The 18,632-nt window shown below is 74.7% G+C and carries 18 protein-coding genes and 1 riboswitch; of the genes, 8 read left to right on the plus strand and 10 right to left on the minus strand.

Going from position 1 to position 18,632, the window contains the following annotated elements; genetic code table 11:
• Nucleotides 1-7 precede the first annotated feature (7 nt).
• From ACHZ99_RS02345 to ACHZ99_RS02365, 5 genes are all read right to left on the minus strand, one after another.
• Entirely contained in the window at nt 8-1,033 is a 1,026-nt protein-coding gene (locus tag ACHZ99_RS02345; RefSeq protein WP_420302599.1) for a hypothetical protein, read from the minus strand.
• A 58-nt stretch (nt 1,034-1,091) separates the two neighbouring features.
• Complete coding sequence (gene metF, locus ACHZ99_RS02350; RefSeq protein ID WP_420302600.1) at nt 1,092-2,009, minus strand: methylenetetrahydrofolate reductase [NAD(P)H]; 918 nt, start codon at nt 2,007-2,009, stop codon at nt 1,092-1,094.
• Nucleotides 2,010-2,100: 91 nt separating this feature from the next.
• Nucleotides 2,101-2,796 (minus strand): thiamine phosphate synthase, encoded by a 696-nt coding sequence (gene thiE / locus ACHZ99_RS02355; protein WP_420302601.1) that lies wholly within the window; start codon nt 2,794-2,796, stop codon nt 2,101-2,103.
• 55 nt (nt 2,797-2,851) lie between these two features.
• Complete coding sequence (locus tag ACHZ99_RS02360; protein WP_420302602.1) at nt 2,852-3,217, minus strand: Rv2175c family DNA-binding protein; 366 nt, start codon at nt 3,215-3,217, stop codon at nt 2,852-2,854.
• A gap of 122 nt (nt 3,218-3,339) precedes the next feature.
• Nucleotides 3,340-4,524 (minus strand): NAD(P)/FAD-dependent oxidoreductase, encoded by a 1,185-nt coding sequence (locus ACHZ99_RS02365; RefSeq protein WP_420303184.1) that lies wholly within the window; start codon nt 4,522-4,524, stop codon nt 3,340-3,342.
• 240 nt (nt 4,525-4,764) lie between these two features.
• Nucleotides 4,765-4,875: riboswitch (TPP riboswitch) on the plus strand.
• On the opposite strand from ACHZ99_RS02365, the gene thiO reads away from it, so the two are divergent.
• The 5 genes from thiO to ACHZ99_RS02390 all read left to right on the plus strand — a co-directional run bounded on the left by thiO (nt 4,872) and on the right by ACHZ99_RS02390 (nt 10,284).
• On the plus strand, nt 4,872-6,149 hold the full coding sequence (thiO, locus tag ACHZ99_RS02370; protein WP_420302603.1) for a glycine oxidase ThiO: 1,278 nt from the start codon (nt 4,872-4,874) through the stop codon (nt 6,147-6,149). It overlaps the preceding riboswitch by 4 nt.
• Nucleotides 6,146-6,421 carry a sulfur carrier protein ThiS gene (thiS, locus tag ACHZ99_RS02375; protein WP_420302604.1) on the plus strand — a complete coding sequence of 92 codons (276 nt, stop codon included), beginning with the start codon at nt 6,146-6,148 and terminating at the stop codon, nt 6,419-6,421. Before thiO ends, thiS begins: the two co-directional genes overlap by 4 nt.
• A gap of 6 nt (nt 6,422-6,427) precedes the next feature.
• Nucleotides 6,428-7,288 carry a thiazole synthase gene (locus ACHZ99_RS02380; protein ID WP_420302605.1) on the plus strand — a complete coding sequence of 287 codons (861 nt, stop codon included), beginning with the start codon at nt 6,428-6,430 and terminating at the stop codon, nt 7,286-7,288.
• Nucleotides 7,289-7,445: 157 nt separating this feature from the next.
• Nucleotides 7,446-9,359 carry a Stk1 family PASTA domain-containing Ser/Thr kinase gene (pknB, locus tag ACHZ99_RS02385; protein WP_420302606.1) on the plus strand — a complete coding sequence of 638 codons (1,914 nt, stop codon included), beginning with the start codon at nt 7,446-7,448 and terminating at the stop codon, nt 9,357-9,359.
• A gap of 1 nt (nt 9,360) precedes the next feature.
• Entirely contained in the window at nt 9,361-10,284 is a 924-nt protein-coding gene (locus ACHZ99_RS02390) for a deoxyribonuclease IV (protein WP_420302607.1), read from the plus strand.
• Between the two features lie 64 nt (nt 10,285-10,348).
• Here the strand turns inward: ACHZ99_RS02390 and ACHZ99_RS02395 are convergent, their stop codons facing one another.
• Nucleotides 10,349-11,284, minus strand: a complete 936-nt coding sequence (locus ACHZ99_RS02395) for an NADP-dependent oxidoreductase (RefSeq protein ID WP_420302608.1) — start codon at nt 11,282-11,284, stop codon at nt 10,349-10,351.
• A gap of 152 nt (nt 11,285-11,436) precedes the next feature.
• On the opposite strand from ACHZ99_RS02395, the gene ACHZ99_RS02400 reads away from it, so the two are divergent.
• Nucleotides 11,437-11,910 (plus strand): MarR family winged helix-turn-helix transcriptional regulator, encoded by a 474-nt coding sequence (locus ACHZ99_RS02400; RefSeq protein ID WP_420302609.1) that lies wholly within the window; start codon nt 11,437-11,439, stop codon nt 11,908-11,910.
• A gap of 195 nt (nt 11,911-12,105) precedes the next feature.
• On the opposite strand, the gene ACHZ99_RS02405 is transcribed toward ACHZ99_RS02400, so the two are convergent.
• On the minus strand, nt 12,106-12,720 hold the full coding sequence (locus tag ACHZ99_RS02405; protein ID WP_420302610.1) for a sulfite oxidase-like oxidoreductase: 615 nt from the start codon (nt 12,718-12,720) through the stop codon (nt 12,106-12,108).
• A gap of 162 nt (nt 12,721-12,882) precedes the next feature.
• Here ACHZ99_RS02405 and bfr point away from each other — a divergent pair, with 162 nt between their 5' ends.
• On the plus strand, nt 12,883-13,365 hold the full coding sequence (gene bfr / locus ACHZ99_RS02410; RefSeq protein ID WP_420302611.1) for a bacterioferritin: 483 nt from the start codon (nt 12,883-12,885) through the stop codon (nt 13,363-13,365).
• Between the two features lie 13 nt (nt 13,366-13,378).
• Here bfr and ACHZ99_RS02415 read toward each other — a convergent pair whose 3' ends face one another.
• Nucleotides 13,379-13,711: a (2Fe-2S)-binding protein gene (locus ACHZ99_RS02415; protein WP_420302612.1), complete on the minus strand. Its 333-nt coding sequence runs from the start codon at nt 13,709-13,711 to the stop codon at nt 13,379-13,381.
• A 108-nt stretch (nt 13,712-13,819) separates the two neighbouring features.
• Entirely contained in the window at nt 13,820-15,181 is a 1,362-nt protein-coding gene (locus ACHZ99_RS02420; protein WP_420302613.1) for a class II 3-deoxy-7-phosphoheptulonate synthase, read from the minus strand.
• Between the two features lie 335 nt (nt 15,182-15,516).
• On the opposite strand from ACHZ99_RS02420, the gene ACHZ99_RS02425 reads away from it, so the two are divergent.
• Nucleotides 15,517-17,445, plus strand: coding sequence for an anthranilate synthase family protein (locus ACHZ99_RS02425; protein WP_420303185.1), 1,929 nt, complete (start codon nt 15,517-15,519; stop codon nt 17,443-17,445).
• A 99-nt stretch (nt 17,446-17,544) separates the two neighbouring features.
• On the opposite strand, the gene ACHZ99_RS02430 is transcribed toward ACHZ99_RS02425, so the two are convergent.
• Nucleotides 17,545-18,573: a 6-phosphofructokinase gene (locus ACHZ99_RS02430; RefSeq protein WP_420302614.1), complete on the minus strand. Its 1,029-nt coding sequence runs from the start codon at nt 18,571-18,573 to the stop codon at nt 17,545-17,547.
• Between the last annotated feature and the right edge of the window lie 59 nt (nt 18,574-18,632).

The raw sequence follows: 18,632 nt of genomic DNA on the forward strand, positions 1-18,632 counted from the left end.
GGGCGGGTCAGTAGCGGTACTGCTGCTCGTAGCCGGGGTAGCCCGGCTGCTGGGCGTACGGGTCCTCGGTGCCCAGCGGGTCCGCGTCGCGCTGCTGCGGTATCCAGACGCCGTCGCCCTGGGTGCCGTAGGTCTCCTGGCCGTACGCGGGCTGCTGGCCGGTGTCGTAGCCGCCGTCGTACTGCGCGTACCGCTGCTGGTCGTATCCCGGGTATCCGGCGCCGGTGTCGTACGAGGGCGAGTCGTAGTAGGAGGGGGTCTGGGCGGCGTACTCCGTGCCGCCGTAGGGGTCCGCGTAGCCGGCGGACGTGTCGTATCCGGCGTACTGGTGCTCCGTGCCGTAGCCGCCGGCGTCCGGGTATATCTGCTGGTCCTGCCCGTAGCCGTTCATCCCGGTGCCGTTCGTGGCGTAGCCGCCGGCCTCGTAGCCGCCGGTGGTGGCGTGGGTGCCGGTGTCGTAGGCGGAGGTGGTGGCGTAGCTGCCGGAGTCGTAGGCCGAGGTGGTCGCGTAGCTGCCGGAGTCGTAGGCGGAGGTAGTGGCGTAGCTGCCGGAGTCGTAGGCGGCGCCGTCGCCGTACGTGTCGTAGCCGGTCGGGTACGGCTGCTCCGCGCCGAAGGCGGAGAACTGCGCGGTCTGCTCCGCCGCGGCGGCGGGCGCGGGCGCGGACAGCGCGGGCTCCGGCTCGTACGCCGGGTAGCCGCCGGGGCGGTCGGGCGGCGGCGGCTCCGCCGGGCGGTGGTCGTACGCCGCCGCCTCGTACCGGTCGTCGTAGTCCTCGCGGTCCCCGCGCTTGCTCATGACCCAGCCGCCGGAGTAGCCGCTGCGGTAGGAGAACGTGACCTTGGTCTGCCCGATCGCGAACATCACCACCCCCACCCCGATCACGACGGCCGACGGCATGAGAACGCCGAGCACCACGCAGAGGAAGCCGACGAACGCCAGCGCGCGCCAGCGCAGCGGGGCCTTGTACTGCATCAGCACTTCCCAGAGCAGCCACAGCGCGATGACGCCGAACGCGGCATAGAGGGCCAACCAGGCCAAGCCACCCATAAAGTGCCTCTCTTCCGCCCCCGCTTGGTGGTGCCTGCCCTCAGGACCGCCGGTGCAGTCCGAGGTTCTGGTAGATCTCCAGCGTCGCCGTGGAGTGGTTCAGCGTAATGAAGTGCAGTCCCGGGATGCCCTCGGACAGCAGCCGCTCGCACATGTCCGTGGCGTACTCGATGCCAATGGAGCGTACCGCGGCCCGGTCGTCCTCGACCGCGAGAACCCGGTCCGCCAGCTCCGGCGGGAAGGTGGCCCCGCTCAGCTCGGCGAACCGCTGGATCTGCCGGGCGTTGGTGACCGGCATGATCTCCGGGATGATCGGCGTCGCGCAGCCGGCGGCGGCCACCCGGTCGCGCAGCCGCAGATAGTCGTCGACGTGGAAGAACATCTGGGTGATCGCGTAGTCCGCGCCCGCGCGGCACTTGTCGACGAAGTGCCGGATGTCGGTGTCCCAGTCGCTTGAGCGCGGGTGCCTCTCGGGGAAGGCGGCGACGCCGACGCAGAAGTCTCCCGACTCCTTGATCAGCCGGACCAGGTCGGCGGCGTAGGCCACCCCCTGCGGGTGCGCGACCCACTCCCCCATCGGGTCGCCCGGGGGGTCGCCGCGGACGGCGAGCATGTTGCGGATGCCCGCGCCCGCGTACTGGCCGATGACGTTGCGCAGTTCGGCGATGGAGTGGTTGACCGCGGTGAGGTGCGCCACGGGTGTGAGTGTGGTGTCGGTGGCGATGCGCTCGGTGGCGCGGACGGTGCCCTCGCGGGACGACCCTCCGGCGCCGTACGTCACGGAGACGAAGGTCGGCTGTACGGCCTCGATACGCCGTACGGCGTTCCAGAGGGTCCGTTCCCCCTTGTCGGTCTTGGGTGCGGCGAACTCGAACGAAAACGACTGCTTGCCGGACGCGAGCAACTCACGGACAGTGAGCGCGCGATCATTCCTGGTCGAAGCGATGCCGGTGGCCATACGCCGCAGGTTAACCGCCGGTCACCTCCGGGCCCAAGACCGTCTGCCGAATTACGGGCGGCTCCCCCGGCGCCCGGGGCCCGCCCGGCGACTACCGGACGTCACCGTTCCGCGCGGCCCGCAGCCGCCGTACGAACTCCCCCGTCGCAGCTCCGGGGTCCTCCGCGGCGGTGATCGCGCGGACGACCACGACCCGCCGGGCCCCGGCCGCCAGCACCTCGTCGAGATTTCCGAGGTCGATTCCGCCGATGGCGAACCACGGCCGCCCGGTGTCCAGGCCGGCGGCGTACCGGACGAGGCCGAGACCGGCCGCCGGCCGCCCGGCCTTGGTGGGGGTGGGCCAGCACGGGCCGGTGCAGAAGTAGTCGACGCCGGGCTCCGCGGCCGCGGCGCGGGCCTCCGCCTCGGCGTGCGTGGAGCGGCCGATCAGCACGTCGCCGGGCGCGTCGCCCAGGATCGCGCGGGCGGCGGGCACCGGCAGGTCGCCCTGGCCCAGGTGCAGCACGTCGGCGCCGGCGGCGTGCGCGACGTCGGCGCGGTCGTTGACCGCGAGCAGCCGGCCGTGCCGGCGGCAGGCGTCGGCGAAGACCTCCAGGTGCGCCAGCTCCGCGCGCGCCTCCAGGCCCTTCTCCCGCAGCTGGACGATGTCCACGCCGGCGGCCAGCACCGCGTCCAGGAACTCGGGGAGGTCGCCCTGGCGGGTGCGGGCGTCGGTGCAGAGGTACAGCTGCGCGGCGCCGAGCCGCGCGCGGTTGTCCGCGGCGCGGGCGCCGGTTCCGGCCGTCATGGCGCACTCCCCCTCGTACGGTCGCGGGGCCGGGCGCGCGCCCGGCCCCGCGAGGTTACACAGCCAGCGCCTGCGCCCTGCGCTTGACCTCCGTCCCGCGGTTCTCGCGCAGCGCCTGCGCGGGGGTCCCCGGCAGCGAGGGGTCGGCGGTGAACAGCCACTCCAGCGCCTCTTCGTCGCTGAAGCCGTCGTCCTTGAGCAGCGTCAGGGTGCCGGTGAGGCCCTTGACGACCTTCCCCTCGCCGATGAACTCGGCGGGCACCTGGAGGGTGTTGTTCTCACCGCGCCGCACCGCGATCAGCTGGCCCTCCTTGACCAGCTGCCGGACGCGGGTCACCTCGACGCCGAGCTTCTCCGCGACGTCGGGAAGGGTGAGCCAGGAGGGGACGAGAGCATCGATCTTCGCATCAATCTCGGTCACGTCCCCCAGCCTGCCATCTCCGGCCGCCGGCCGGTACAGGGCAGCGCCAAAGGGAGGCATATCACCGCAGATCCTCCCCGGAGCCCGCGGACGCCGACCCGGCGCGCGCGGCGCCCGGCGCGCTACCGCGCGGCTGATTTCAGCGGTACGGCGGGGTCCGCGGCGCGCTCGCGGTCCAGCGCGGCGGAGGCGTGGATCAGCTTGCGCCCCTGGGTGAGGTCGCGCGGGCGGCCGACGGCGAGCAGCGCGATGAGCCGGCCGGCGCGCAGCCAGCACACCGACCACGACGACCCGTGCGGGTCGCCGCGCCACAGCAGCTCGTCGTCGTCCGTGTGGTGGCCGACGTACTGCACGAAGCGGCCGAACTGCTCGGACCAGAAGTACGGCACCGGGTCGTACCGCGCGCCCGGCACCCCGGCGACGTCCGCCGCGACCGTCGCCGGGCCCTGGAGGGCGTTGTCCCAGTGGTGGATGAGCAGCCGCTCGCCGTAGCGCGCGGACGGGAACGACGCGCAGTCGCCGACGGCCCAGACGCCGGGCACGTTCGTCCGCAGCCGCTCGTCCGCCCGCACCGCGCCGTCGCCGCCGAGGTCGACGCCGGAGCCGGCGAGCCAGTCCGTGGCCGGGCGGGCGCCGATGCCGACGACGACGGCGTCGGCGGTCAGCTCCGTACCGTCGTCGAGGACCACCGCCACGGGCCCGCCCGCGCCGCTCCCGACGCGCTCCACCCGGCGCCCGGTCAGCAGCCGGGCCCCGCTCTCCTCGTACCACCCGGCCATCGGCGCCGCGACCTCCGCCGGCAGCGCCGCCGCCAGCGGGTGCCCGGCCGCCTCCACGACCGTCACCTCGCAGCCCTGCTCGCGCGCCGCGGTGGTCAGCTCCGCGCCGATCCAGCCGGCGCCGACCACCAGGATCCGGCCGCGCCGCACGAGCGCCGCGCGCAGCCGGGCGGCGTCGTCGAGGGTGCGCAGCAGGTGCACGCCGGGCGTGTCGCCGGCCGGCGCGCCGGGCAGCGGGACGGGCACCGCGCCGGTGGCGAGGACCAGGTTCTCGTACGGAACGGGCCCGGCGTCCGTCAGAAGCAGCCGCCGCGCGGTGTCCAGCCGGTCGACGTGCAGCCCCAGCCGGAGCCCGATGCCGCGCTCCGCGAAGTCCACCTCGAACGCCGACCCCTCCGCCTTGCCCAGCAGCACCGCCTTGGACAGCGGCGGCCGGTCGTACGGCCGGTGCGGCTCGGCGCCGACGAGGGTGACGGCGCCCTCGTAGCCCTGCTCGCGCAGCGCCACGGCGGTCTGCACGCCGGCCATGCCGGCGCCGACGACGACGGTGCCGGCCGCGCCGGCGGGATCGGAGGCGGGCGCGCCGGGGGTGGCGGCGGGTTCAGCGTCGGTCACACGATCACCTTATGCCGCGCCCCTCGGGCCCCGCGCGGGCGCTCCCGTGCGGGGCCCCGCGGGGCGGGCCGCCCGGGTCGCCGGGCTCCCCGCTCCGGCAGGATCCGGACGACGGGCCCTACAGCCGCCGGGCGTACGGAGTTAGGGTGGCCGGGAACAACTCGCGGGAGCCCGGCGCACCGGGCTGAGAGGGGGGCTGGCGGCCCCCGACCGTACGAACCTGATCCGGGTCATGCCGGCGAAGGGAGGGGCGAACGCCCATGCAGTCACGCGACACACCCCCGACGACGACCCCGGCGGCCTCCGGCGCACCGCGCACGGCGGACGCCACGTACGACGTCCTCGTCGTCGGCGGCGGCGTCATCGGCCTGGTCACCGCCTGGCAGGCGGCCCGCCGCGGGCTGGCCACCGCCGTCGCCGACCCCGCCCCCGGCGGCGGCGCCGCGCAGGTCGCGGCCGGGATGCTGGCCGCCGTCACCGAGCTGCACTACGGCGAGGAGGCGCTGCTCGCGCTCAACCTGGCCGCCGCCGAGCGCTATCCGTCGTTCGCCGCCGAGCTGGCCGAGGCGTCGGGCCGGGACATCGGCTACCGCCGCTGCGGCGCGCTCAGCGTCGCGCTCGACGCGGACGACCGCGCGCAGCTGCGCGAGCTGCACGGCTTCCAGCAGCGGCTGGGGCTGGCGGCGGAGTGGCTCACCGGGAGCGAGTGCCGCCGGCTGGAGCCGATGCTCGCCCCCGGGGTGCGCGGCGGGCTGCGCGTCGACGGCGACCACCAGACGGACCCGCGGCTGCTGACCGCGGCGCTGGTCGCCGCCTGCGAACGGGCCGGGGTGACCTTCCACCGCAGCCTCGCGGCCCGGCTGCGGCTGGCCGGGGACGCCGGTGCCGGCGGGGACGCCGGGGACGCGGCCGCCGGGCGGGCGGCGGGCGCGGAGCTGGCGGACGGCACGCGCGTCGCCGCCGGGCAGACGGTGCTGGCCGCCGGCAGCCGCAGCGGCGGCCTGGCGGGGGTGCCGGAGGCGGTACGGCCGCCGGTGCGGCCGGTCAAGGGGCAGGTGCTGCGGCTGCGGATGCCCGGCGCGGGAGCGCCGTTCCTGGGCCGTACGGTACGCGCGGTGGTCCGCGGCAGCAGCGTGTACCTGGTGCCGCGGGAGAGCGGCGAGCTGGTCGTCGGCGCCACCAGCGAGGAGCTGGGCTGGGACACCACCGTCACCGCCGGCGGCGTGTACGAGCTGCTGCGCGACGCGCACGAGCTGGTGCCCGGGCTGACCGAGCTGCCGCTGGTGGAGACCGGGGCCGGGCTGCGCCCCGGCTCCCCCGACAACGCGCCGCTGCTGGGCCCCACCGCCCTGCCGGGGCTGCACCTGGCCACCGGCCACTACCGCAACGGGATCCTCCTCGCCCCCGTCACCGGCGACGCGCTCGCCGCCGTGCTCACGGGCGGCGAACTCCCGGACGCCACCCGCCCGTTCGCGGCGACCCGGTTCGGCCGCCCGGCCCGGCACCGGCACGAGCAGCACGAAGGGCAGCACGCATGAGCAACGACACCACCACCGCCGACACCACCACCGCCGACACCACCGCCGCCGACACCACCGCCGCCGACAACGCCACCGTCACCGTCAACGGCGCCGCCCGCCGCATCGCCGCGGGCCTCACCCTCGACGCCCTGGTCGCCACCCTCACCGCCGCCCCCCGCGGCGTCGCCGCCGCCGTCAACGAGGACGTCGTACCGCGCGGCAGCTGGCCCACCACCACCCTCGGCGACGGCGACCGCGTCGAGATCCTGACCGCGGTCCAGGGAGGCTGACCCACCGTGACCCGCACCGCCCCCGCCCTCGCAGACCCCGCCGCCGACCCGGCCGCCGACGACCCCCTCACCATCGCCGGCGTCCGCTTCTCCTCCCGCCTCATCATGGGCACCGGCGGCGCGAGCAGCCTGGACGCCATGGAGCGCGCCCTGCTCGCCTCCGGCACCGAGCTGACCACCGTGGCGATGCGCCGCGTCGACCCCGGCGTGCACGGCTCCGTGCTCGACGTGCTGCGCCGCCACGGCATCCGCGTGCTGCCGAACACCGCCGGCTGCTACACCGCGGGCGAGGCCGTGCTCACCGCCCGGCTGGCCCGCGAGGCGCTCGGCACGGACTGGGTGAAGCTGGAGGTCATCGCGGACGAGCGCACCCTGCTGCCGGACCCGGTCGAGCTGCTGGCCGCCGCCGAGACGCTCGTCGACGACGGCTTCACCGTGCTCCCGTACACCAACGACGACCCCGTTCTCGCCCGGAAGCTGGAGGACGCCGGCTGCGCCGCCGTGATGCCGCTGGGCTCCCCCATCGGCTCCGGGCTCGGCATCCGCAACCCGCACAACTTCCAGCTCATCACCGAGGCCGCCGGGGTGCCCGTCGTCCTCGACGCCGGCGCCGGCACCGCCTCGGACGCCGCGCAGGCGATGGAGCTGGGCTGCGACGCGGTGATGCTGGCGTCCGCGGTGACGCGGGCGCAGGAGCCGGTGCTGATGGCGGCGGCGATGCGGCACGCGATCGCGGCGGGCCGGCTCGCGGCGCGCGCGGGGCGCATCCCGCGCCGGCACTTCGCGCGGGCGTCGTCGCCGGCGGCGGGTATCGCGCGGCTGGACGCGGCCCGCGAGCCGGACCCCGAGCGGCCCGCGTTCGCGTGAACTGCCCTGCCCCGTACCGGCACCCGGCCCCGGCACACCCCCGGGAACGTACTGCAGCACAACGGTGACGGGAACGCGTCCGTCACCTCGTAGACTGCGCTGCGTGGACACGACTCTGGACCCGTCCCCCCAGCCTCCGGGAGGGCGGGGAGACCCCATGGTCGGGCAGCTGCTCGACGGGCGCTACCGCATCGACGCGCGCATCGCCGCGGGCGGCATGGCCACGGTCTACCGGGCCCTGGACACCCGGCTCGACCGGGTGCTCGCCGTCAAGGTGATGCACCCGTCGCTCGCCGCCGACGCCTCCTTCGTCCAGCGGTTCATCCTGGAGGCCAAGTCGGTCGCCGGGCTCGCCCACCCGAACGTCGTGGGCGTCTACGACCAGGGCACCGACGGCCCGCACGTCTTCCTGGCCATGGAGTACGTCCCCGGCTGCACCCTGCGCGACATGCTGAACGACCGCGGCGCCCTCCAGCCGCGCGCCACGCTGGACATCCTGGAGCCCGTGCTCGCCGCGCTCGGCGCCGCGCACCGGGCCGGTTTCGTCCACCGCGACATGAAGCCGGAGAACGTCCTCATCGGCGACGACGGCCGCGTCAAGGTCGCCGACTTCGGCCTCGTCCGCGCCGTGAACAGCAATACCACCGCGTCCACCGGCACCGTGCTCGGCAGCGTGTCGTACCTGGCGCCCGAGCAGATCGAGCGCGGCGCGGCCGACCCGCGGGTCGACGTCTACGCCTGCGGCGTGATGCTCTACGAGATGCTCACCGGCGCCAAGCCGCACTCCGGCGAGCACGCCGCGCACGTGCTCTACCAGCACCTCCACGAAGATGTCGAGCCGCCGTCCGCCGCCGTGCCGGGGCTGCCCGCGCAGCTGGACGAGCTGGTCGCCGCGGCCGCCGCGCGCGGCCCGGAGGAGCGCCCGGCGGACGCCGTGGAGCTGCTGTCCGCCGTACGGGACGCCCGCGCGCAGCTCACCGACGAGCAGCTGGACGCGGTGCCGCCGCAGGCCGTCGCGGAGGAGCGGATCGGCTCCGAGGACCGCACGGCCGTGGTGGCCGTCGCGGCGCCGGCGCCGGACCGGCTGAACGTCACGAGCGTGCTGGAGACCCCCGCCGCCGGACCGGCGGACGCCACCGCCGCCCCGCCGCCGGGACCGCCCGGCGCGCCGCCGCCGGACGGGCGGCCGGGCCGCGCCCGGCCGCGCTACGGGCTGCTGGCGCTGCTGGCGGCGGTGCTCGTGGTGGGCGTCGGCGTGGGCGTCTGGTACATCAACTCCGGGCAGTTCACCAAGGTCCCCTTCGTGCTGGGCAAGACCGAGGCCGAGGCCCGGGACATGCTGTCCGGCGAGGACCTCGACGCCGACGTCTCCGAGGACTTCAGCGACACCGTGAAGCCCGGCCGGGTCATCCGGACCGACCCCGAGGGCGGCAACCGCATACGCCAGGGCGACTCCGTCACCCTCGTGCTCTCCAAGGGCCCCCGGATGGTCGAGATCCCCGAGCTGTACGCGGTCCCGCTCGACGAGGCCAGACAGGAGCTGCGCGACGCCGGGCTGAAGCCGGGCGTGACGCAGGAGGCGTTCAGCGAGGAGCTGCCCGCCGGGCGCGTGATCAGCACCGACCCCGAGGACGGCGAGAAGATCAAGGCCGGCCGGGCGGTGTCCATGGTGGTCAGCCGCGGCGCGCCGATCGAGGTGCCGGACGTGATCGGCGACGACCGGACCGACGCCGCCGACGAGCTGCGCGAGGAGGGCCTGACCGTCGAGGTCGCCGAGGAGACGGTGTACTCGGAGGAGGACGCCGGCACGGTCGCGGAGACCTCGCCGGAGCCGGGCGCGGAGCTGGGCGAGGGCGACAAGGTCACGCTGACGCTCTCCAAGGGCCCGGAGCTGCTGGAGGTCCCGGACGTGGTCGACATGAGCGTCGACGACGCCGAGCAGACGCTTGAGGACGCCGGTTTCTCCGTGAACGTGAACCAGATCTTCTTCGGCGACACCGTCTGGCGGCAGTCCGTGGACGGCGGCGACGAGGCCCCGCGCGGAAGCGAGATCACCCTCTGGGTGCGGTGACGTGACCTCCCGTACGATCCGCGCCCGCAACCCCGTCGGCAGCCATGTGCCGGTCGCCGGCGGCCTGGCCGCGAAGGGCCTCGCGTACGCGCGCCGGATCGGCGCGGAGGCCGTGCAGGTCTTCGTCGCCAACGCCCGCGGCTGGGCGACGCCGCCCGGCGACCCGGCGCAGGACGAGGAGTTCCGGCGGCGCTGCGCCGAGGACGACGTCCCGGTGTACGTGCACGCCCCGTACCTGATCAACCTCGGCTCGCACACCGAGGCGACCGCCGCGCACTCCGTCGCCTCGCTGCGGCACTCGCTGCGCCGCGGCCGGGCGATCGGCGCCCGCGGCGTCGTGGTGCACACCGGCTCGGCGACCGGCGGGCGGCCCCGCGAGACCGCCCTCGCGCAGGTACGGGAGCTGACGCTGCCGCTCCTCGACGAGCTGGGCGACGACCCCTGCGGCCCGGACGGCCCTGACGGGCTCGCGGCGCCGGAGCTGCTGCTGGAGCCCACCGCCGGGCAGGGCTTCTCGCTCTGCTCCCGGCTGGACGAGCTGGGCGCCTACCTGGACCTGCTGGACCGGCACCCGCGGCTCGGCGTCTGCCTCGACACCTGCCACGTCTTCGCCGCGGGTCACGACCTGGCGGCCCACGGCGGCGCGAAGGCGCTGCTCGACGAGCTGCTGGAGGTGGCGGGCCCGGGGCGGCTGCGGCTGCTGCACGCGAACGACTCCAAGGCCGCGGCTGGCTCGCGGCTGGACCGGCACGAGAACATCGGCGCGGGCCGGATCGGCGCCGAGCCGTTCCGCGAGCTGCTGCGGCACCCGGCGACGGCGGGTGTGCCGCTGATCATCGAGACCCCGGGCGGCGGGCCCGAGGGGCCGAAGGCGGCGGCGGACATCGCGCTGCTGAAGGAGCTGCGGGAGCCCGCGGCGCGGTAGGCCGGCGGTGTCCGGGCCGCCCGTCGGCGGCCCGGACGCCACAGAGGCGGCCCGGTGGGCGTGGTCAGGGCGCGAGCACGACCGTCTTGCCGGGCAGCCGCCCGGCGCCGGCGTCGTCGTGCACGGCGGCCAGCTCGGTCACCGGGCGGCGGTCGGCGACGTGGATCCGGAGCGCGCCGGCGTCCACCTTGGCGACCAGCTCGGCCAGCTGGGCCCCGTCGCTGCGGACCCACAGGTTCGCGCTGCGCACACCGCGCGCGGGGTCCTCGGGAATCGGGCCGGCCGTGCTGGCGGCGACGCCGCCGTCGGCGACGTACCCCGCCAGCCGCGCGAGGTCCTCCCCGGGAAGGCGCACATGGTTCACCACGGCCTCGAACGGACCGCCCACGGCGGCCGGGCCCGCGGCGAGGTCGAGGGGCTCGACGACCCGGTCCGCGCCGTAGCCCCGCAGGCGGTCGGCGTGCTGCGCGGTGTCCACCGCGGTCACGTGCGCGCCCGCGTCGACGGCGAGCTGCACCACGAGGCTGCCCACCGCGCCGCCGGCCCCGTTGACCAGGACCGTCCGGCCGGGCTTCAGCCCGGCCAGCTCGAACGCCGTCTGCCACGCCGCCAGCCCGGTCAGCGGCAGCGCCGCGGCGTCGGCCAGCGCCGTCGACCGGGGCGCCGGCGCGAGGGACCCGGCCGGGACGAGGGCGTACTCGGCGGCGCCGCCGGCCGTGTCCAGGGGCAGCATGGCCACGACGCGGTCGCCGGCCTCCGGGCCCGTCACGCCCGCGCCGAGCGCGGCGACGGTTCCCGCCAGGTCGATCCCCGGGACGTACGGGAGGGCGATCGGGAGCATCCCGGCCAGGGCACCGGCGCGGATGTGGTCGTCGACCGGGTTGAAGGACGTGGCCGCCACCCGCACCAGCACCTCGCCGGCGCCGGGGACCGGGCGGTCGACGTCCTCGTAGGACAGCACCTCGCTGCGGCCGAACTCGTGGAAACGCATGGTCTTCATGGCACGTCCTCCTGGGTCGCGGTGGGCCTCGGCAACCCACTCCTTGACTTGCCTAGGCAAGCTTTTTCGCTTGCTCAGGCAAGTGAAACCTACCCGGTGATGACTTTCCCAGGCAAGTAATCACGGGCGGCTGGACACGTATGATGGGGCGCATGGACACCCCCTCACCCTGGCTCGACGACGAGCAGCAGGACCTGTGGCAGGCGCTGCTCACCGTCGTCATCGCGCTCCCGGCGACCCTCGACCGCCAGCTGCAGCGGGATGCGGGCATCTCCAACTTCGAGTACGGGGTGCTGGCCCGGCTGTCCATGGCCGGCGAGGCCACGAGGCGACTCAGCGACCTGGCCCGGGACTGCGACAGCACCCAGCCCCGCATGTCGAAGCTGATGGACCGCTTCGAAGCCCGCGACTGGATCACCCGCCGCCCCGACCCCGACGACGGGCGGTACACCCTCGCCACCCTCACCGACGCCGGCCGGCAGAAGCTCGTCGAGGCCGCGCCCGGGCACGTCGCCCAGGTCAAGCGGCTCGTGTTCGACCCGCTGAGCGCCGCTCAGCGCCGCCACCTCGGGACGGCGCTCACCCGCGTCGCCGCGGTCCTCCGCCGGGAACTCGACGGCGGCTGAGCGCCGCCGCCCCGCGGCGGCCCGGAGGCGGCCTAGGGCCTGTCGTTTGGATCTTGTCGGATCAGGGAGCGGCGGATGGTGCTGTGCATCGCAAGGCGGAGGAGGGAGGCGACGCGGAGCGTCGTCGACCGACGACAACGCCGCGAGGTGCAGTGCCAGGCGTCGCGAGCCCGGCGAAGATCCGAACGACAGGCCCTAGAGGTCGGGCCCGTCGCCGGGCTCCTCCTGGTACGAGTAGCGCTGCTCGCGCCACGGGTCGCCGACGTTGTGGTAGCCGCGCTCCTCCCAGAAGCCGCGGCGGTCGGCCGTCATGTACTCCACGCCCCGCACCCACTTCGGGCCCTTCCAGGCATAGAGGTGCGGCACGACGAGCCGTACCGGGAAGCCGTGCTCGGCGGTCAGCGGCTCGCCGTCCTTGTGGGTGGCGAAGATCGTCCGCCCGTCGGCGAAGTCGGCGAGGCGCAGGTTGGAGCTGAAGCCGTACTCGGCCCACACCATCACGTGCGTGACCCCGGGCCCGGGCGGCGCGAGGTCGAGGAGCGTACGGGCCCGGACCCCGCCCCACTCGGCGCCGAGCATGCTGAACTTCGTCACGCAGTGCAGGTCGCCGACGACGGTCGCGTACGGCAGGGCGGTGAACTCGTCGTGCGTGAGGGACCGCTTCCCGCCGTCCGCGGTGGCCCCGAAGACCTGGAGCTCCCAGCGGTCCGGCTTGAACCGCGGCACCGGGCCGTAGTGCGTCACGGGCCAGCCGCGCTGGAGCCGCTGGCCAGGAGGGAGGCCCTCCTGGTGGCGCTCGGACTGACCCATGGACCCATGGTGACAGACGCTTGCGCATGGTCATGACCGGGGGCGCCGGGGGGGTGGATGAGGGCAACCGGGATAAGCCTGCACTTACTGGATCGCCCGGCCCCCGGGGTGCGAGGATGCGCCCTGACCCGCCCCCGAACACACGCGGAGAGGAGCCCCGTCATGCAGGGCGACCCCGAGGTGCTGGAATTCCTGAACGAACAGCTCACCGCCGAGCTGACCGCGATCAACCAGTACTTCCTGCACGCGAAGATGCAGGAGAACTTCGGCTGGACGAAGCTGGCGGCGTACACGCGGTCGGAGTCGTTCGACGAGATGAAGCACGCGGAGATCCTGACGGACCGCATTCTGCTGCTGGACGGGCTGCCGAACTACCAGCGCCTCTTCCACGTCCGGGTCGGGCAGACGGTCACGGAGATGTTCCAGGCCGACCGGCAGATCGAGGTGGAGGCCATCGACCGGCTGCGCCGCGGGGCCGAGCTGATGCGCGCCAAGAGCGACATCACGTCGGCGAACATCTTCGAGTCGATCCTGGCGGACGAGGAGCACCACATCGACTACCTCGACACCCAGCTGGACCTGATCGAGAAGCTGGGCGAGGCGCTGTACCTCGCGCAGCAGATCGAGCAGCCGGAGGAGGCGTAGCCGGGGCCCGGTCTCAGGCGGCCTCGGCCGCCACCGGGCTCGGGGCCGCCACCGGGCTCGGGGCGGTCACCGGGCCGGGAGGAACGACCGGGCCGGGCGCGGCGGCCGGGGTCTCCGCGGGCGGCGCCGCGCTCTCGCTCCCGTCCGCCGGCAGCTGCCCCGCCAGCAGCTCGCGGCGGGCGCAGCCCGCGCCGCGGCCGAGCAGCGCCTGGATCCGGCGGACGCAGTTGCCGCAGTCCGTGCCCGCCTTGCACTCCGAAGCGATCTGGCGCGGCGTGCAGCGCCCGGCCGAGGCGTGCTCGCGCACCTGCTCCTCGGTGATGCCGAAGCACGAGCACACGAACACGCGAACCCCCGGGACGGGACGATTAGGTAACCCTAACCTTACCCGGCCCCGGGGGTGCCGTGAAAGACCGGTCCGGCCGTGACCTGCGTTACGCCGCGGCCGGCCCGCTCACTGGTCCCGGTACATCTCGGCGACGAGGAACGCCAGGTCGAGCGACTGGCTGCGGTTGAGCCGCGGGTCGCACGCCGTCTCGTAGCGCTGGTGCAGGTCGTCGACGAAGATCTCGTCCCCGCCGCCCACGCACTCGGTCACGTCGTCCCCGGTCAGCTCCACGTGGATGCCGCCGGGGTGGGTGCCGAGCGCCTTGTGGACCTCGAAGAAGCCCTTGACCTCGTCGAGCACGTCGTCGAAGCGGCGGGTCTTGTGGCCGGACGCGGCCTCGAAGGTGTTGCCGTGCATCGGGTCGGACACCCACGCCACCTGGGCGCCGGCGGCCGTGACCTTCTCCACCAGCGCGGGCAGCCGGTCCCGTACCTTGTCGGCGCCCATCCGGCTGACGAACGTCAGCCGCCCCGGGATCCGCTCCGGGTCCAGGCGGTCGATCAGCGCCAGCGCCTCCTCCGGGGTGGTCGACGGGCCCAGCTTCACCCCGATGGGGTTGCTGACCCGCGAGGCGAACTCGATGTGCGCGTGGTCCAGCTGCCGGGTGCGCTCGCCGATCCAGACCATGTGGCCGGAGACGTCGTACAGGTCGCCGGTGCGCGAGTCGGTGCGGGTCAGGGAGGACTCGTAGTCGAGGACGAGCGCCTCGTGCGAGGAGAAGAACTCGACGGTCTTGAACTCCTCCGGGTCCACGCCGCAGGCGTGCATGAAGCTCATGGCCCGGTCGATCTCGCGGGCCAGGGCCTCGTAGCGCTGGCCGGAGGGCGAGGAGCGGACGAAGTCCTGGTTCCAGGCGTGCACCTGGCGCAGGTCGGCGTAGCCGCCGGTGGTGAAGGCGCGCACCAGGTTCAGCGTGGCCGCCGAGGCGTGGTACATCCGCTTCAGCCGCTCCGGGTCCGGCGTGCGGGACTCGGGGGTGAACTCGAAGCCGTTGACCGAGTCGCCCCGGTAGACGGGCAGGGTGACGCCGTCGCGGGTCTCGGTGGGCTTGGAGCGGGGCTTGGAGTACTGCCCGGCGATCCGGCCGACCTTCACCACCGGGACGGACGCCGCGTACGTGAGCACGGCGCTCATCTGGAGCAGCGTCTTGAGCTTGTTCCTGATGTTGTCGGCCGAGACCGCGTCGAACGCCTCCGCGCAGTCACCGCCCTGGAGCAGGAACGCCTCGCCGCGGGCGACGGCGCCCAGCTGGTCGCGCAGCTGGTCGCACTCGCCGGCGAAGACCAGCGGCGGATACGACCGCAGCTCGGCGAGTACGTCGCGCAGAGCCGCGGGGTCCGGCCAGTCCGGCTGCTGCGCCGCGGGCAGGTCGCGCCAGGTCTGGGAGATACCGGCGGCGCTCGTGGCGGGTTCGGCGTTGAGTTTCACGGGGCCAAGATTACGGGGTCGGCCCGCGGAGCCCCGGCCGGTGACCGACAGATGAGACGGAGCAGACAGCGGGCTGCCGCGGGCGCCCCGGTCGGCTAGGGTGTCGGCCGTGTACGCGATCGCGACCCGCACCTGGTGGTGGCCCGCCCAGCCGGCGGCCACCTGATCTCGCGTACCCGAGAAGACTGACGCGAAGGCCGCCCGAGGGGCGGCCTTCGGCGTTTTCCGCGGGTCGGTCCCTCCGTCGCAGGAAGGACCGTTACGTGCAGCGAAATCCCAGTCCAGACAGGCAGAGCGGCACCGGGGACGGCAGCGCCGCCGCGCGCGCCGCCGCGCTGGTGCGCCGGCTGCTGGCCGACGGCGCCGGGCCGTTCGCGGTGCTGCGCCGCCGCACCCCCGGCCGCCCGGACGCGCCCGTCGAGGTCCTGCTCGGCGCCGTCCACGAGGTGAACCGGCTCGCGAACATCCCCGACGCCCCGGCGTCCGGCCCCGCCGTCGGCGCGCTCGCGCTCGTGCCGTACCGGCAGCTCCGGGAGCGCGGCTTCGACGTCCGCGACGACGGCACGCCGCTGGCCGTCCTGGTCCCCGACGAGGTCCACGAGCTGCCCGCCGCCGCGCTGCTCGACGCCCTGCCCGCGCACCCCGTCCGCGTCGCCGGCGGCGCCTTCGACGTGCCGGACGACGAGTACGGCGACATCGTCGGCCGCGTCCTCGACGACGAGATCGGCACCGGCGAGGGCGCCAACTTCGTCATCCGCCGCACCTTCGAGGGCCGCGTCGACGGCTTCGGCGCCGCCGACGCGCTCGCCCTCTTCCGCCGGCTGCTGGCCTGCGAGCAGGGCGCGTACTGGACCTTCGCCGTGCACCGCCCCGGCGTGCGCACCCTGGTCGGCGCCAGCCCGGAGGTGCACGTGCGGATGACCGGCGGCACCGTCGTGATGAACCCCATCAGCGGCACCTACCGCTACCCGCCCGGCGGCCCGGACCGCGCCGGGCTGCTGGACTTCCTGCACGACGCCAAGGAGATCGAGGAGCTCTCCATGGTCGTCGACGAGGAGCTGAAGATGATGTGCACCGTCGCCCGGGAGGGCGGCGTGGTCGTCGGGCCGCGGCTGAAGGAGATGGCGCACCTGGCGCACACCGAGTACGAGCTGCGCGGGCGCACCGCGCTCGACGCGCGCGACGTGCTGCGCGAGACGATGTTCGCGGCGACGGTGACCGGCTCGCCCGTGCAGAACGCCTGCCGCGTCATCGAGCGCTATGAGCCCCCGGGCCGGGACGGGCGGGGCCGCGGCTACTACGCCGGCGCGCTGGCCCTCCTCGGCCGCGACGCGGGCGGCGCGCAGACCCTCGACTCCCCCATCCTCATCCGTACCGCCGACATCGGCGCGGACGGGCTGCTGCGGGTGCCCGTGGGCGCCACCCTGGTGCGCGGCTCCCGGCCGGCGGACGAGGTCGCCGAGACCCACGCCAAGGCCGCCGGGGTGCTCGCCGCCCTCGGCGTACGCCCCGCGCCCGCGCGCCCGGCGGGCGGGGCGGCGGCCGGCCCGCGCTTCGCGGCGGACCCGGAGGTGCAGGCGGCGCTGGCGGCCCGCCGGACGCACCTGTCGCCGTTCTGGCTGCGGATGCAGGGGGCGCGGGAGAGGGGGGCGGGCGGGCTGTCCGGCCGCACGGTGCTGGTGGTCGACGGCGAGGACACGTTCACCGCGATGCTCGCGCACGTCCTGCGCGCCTCCGGCGCGGCGGTGGACGTACGCCGCTTCGACGCGCCGGGCGTACGGCGGGCGGCGCTGGCGCACCCGGGCCCGGTCGTGCTCGGCCCCGGCCCCGGCGACCCGGCGGACACCGCGGACCCGAAGATGGGCTTCCTGCGCGGGCTCGCCGGCGAGCTGCTGCGCGGCCACCGCCACGGCCTGCTCGGCGTCTGCCTCGGCCACGAACTCCTCGCCGCCGAGCTGGGGCTGCCGCTGGTCCGCAAGGACGTGCCGTACCAGGGGGCGCAGGAGGAGATCGACTTCTTCGGCCGGCCGGAGACGGTCGGCTTCTACAGCACGTACACCGCGCGCTGCGACGCCGCCGCCGCGGCGGCGCTGGCCGCGGCGCGCGGCGTCGAGCTGAGCCGCGATCCGGACAGCGGCGACGTGCACGCGCTGCGCGGCGAGCGCTTCGCGTCGGTGCAGTTCCACCCGGAGTCGGTGCTGAGCCTGAACGGCCCGCACCTCGTGTCGGAGCTGCTGCGGGAGCTGGCGGCGGCTCCCGCGTAACGCGGGAACCGCAACGCCCGTCCCGGCCGGAGGGAGCCCTTGCTCCCCGCGGGCGCGGGGACACGGCCGCCGGAAGTCGTCTTCCGGCGGCCGTCCCCGTCAGCCGAAGAAGACGCCGACCTCCTCGTACAGCTTCGGGTCCACCGTCTTGATCCGCGCCGTCGCGTCGGCCAGCGGCACCCGCACCACGTCCGTGCCCTGGAGGGCGACCATCTTGCCCCAGTCCGCCTCGTGCACCGCCTGGATCGCGTGCAGCCCGAAGCGGCTGGCGAGCCAGCGGTCGTACGCGCTGGGGGTGCCGCCGCGCTGCACGTGCCCGAGGACCGTCGTCCGGGCCTCCTTGCCCGTACGCCTCTCGATCTCCTTCGCCAGCCACTCCCCGACGCCCGACAGCCGGACGTGCCCGAAGGCGTCCAGGGACTCGTCCTTGAGCACCATGTCGCCGTCCTTGGGCATCGCGCCCTCGGCCACGCAGACGATCGGCGCGTAGCTGGCCTTGAAGCGGGAGGTCACCCAGCCGCAGACCTTCTCGACGTCGAAGCGCTGCTCGGGGATGAGGATCACGTTCGCGCCGCCGGCGAGCCCGGAGTGCAGGGCGATCCAGCCGGCGTGCCGCCCCATCACCTCGACGACGAGGACGCGCATGTGGGACTCGGCCGTGGTGTGCAGCCGGTCGATGGCCTCGGTCGCGATGTTGACCGCGGTGTCGAAGCCGAAGGTGTAGTCGGTGGCGGAGAGGTCGTTGTCGATGGTCTTCGGTACGCCGACGACCTGGATGCCGTACTCGTCGGCGAGGCGCTGCGCGACGCCGAGGGTGTCCTCGCCGCCGATGGCGATGAGCGAATCCACCTCCAGCTTCGCCATGTTCTCCTTGATGCGCTTGATGCCGCCCTCGACCTTGAGGGGGTTGGTGCGCGACGACCCGAGGATCGTTCCACCGCGCGGCAGGATGCCGCGTACGGCGGGGATGTCCAGGGTGACGGTGTCCGCCTCCAGCGGCCCGCGCCAGCCGTCACGGAAGCCGGTGAACTCGTACCCGTACTCCTGGACGCCCTTGCGGACAGCGGCCCGGATGACCGCGTTGAGCCCGGGACAGTCACCGCCACCGGTCAGTACTCCTACCCGCATCACGTATTCCCTTCTGACGGTCGTGACCCCGCTGCAGCAACGCTAACGGTGATCCACCT

The organism is Streptomyces sp. MAR4 CNX-425 (genome assembly GCF_048656465.1).
GTDB lineage: Bacteria > Actinomycetota > Actinomycetes > Streptomycetales > Streptomycetaceae > Streptomyces.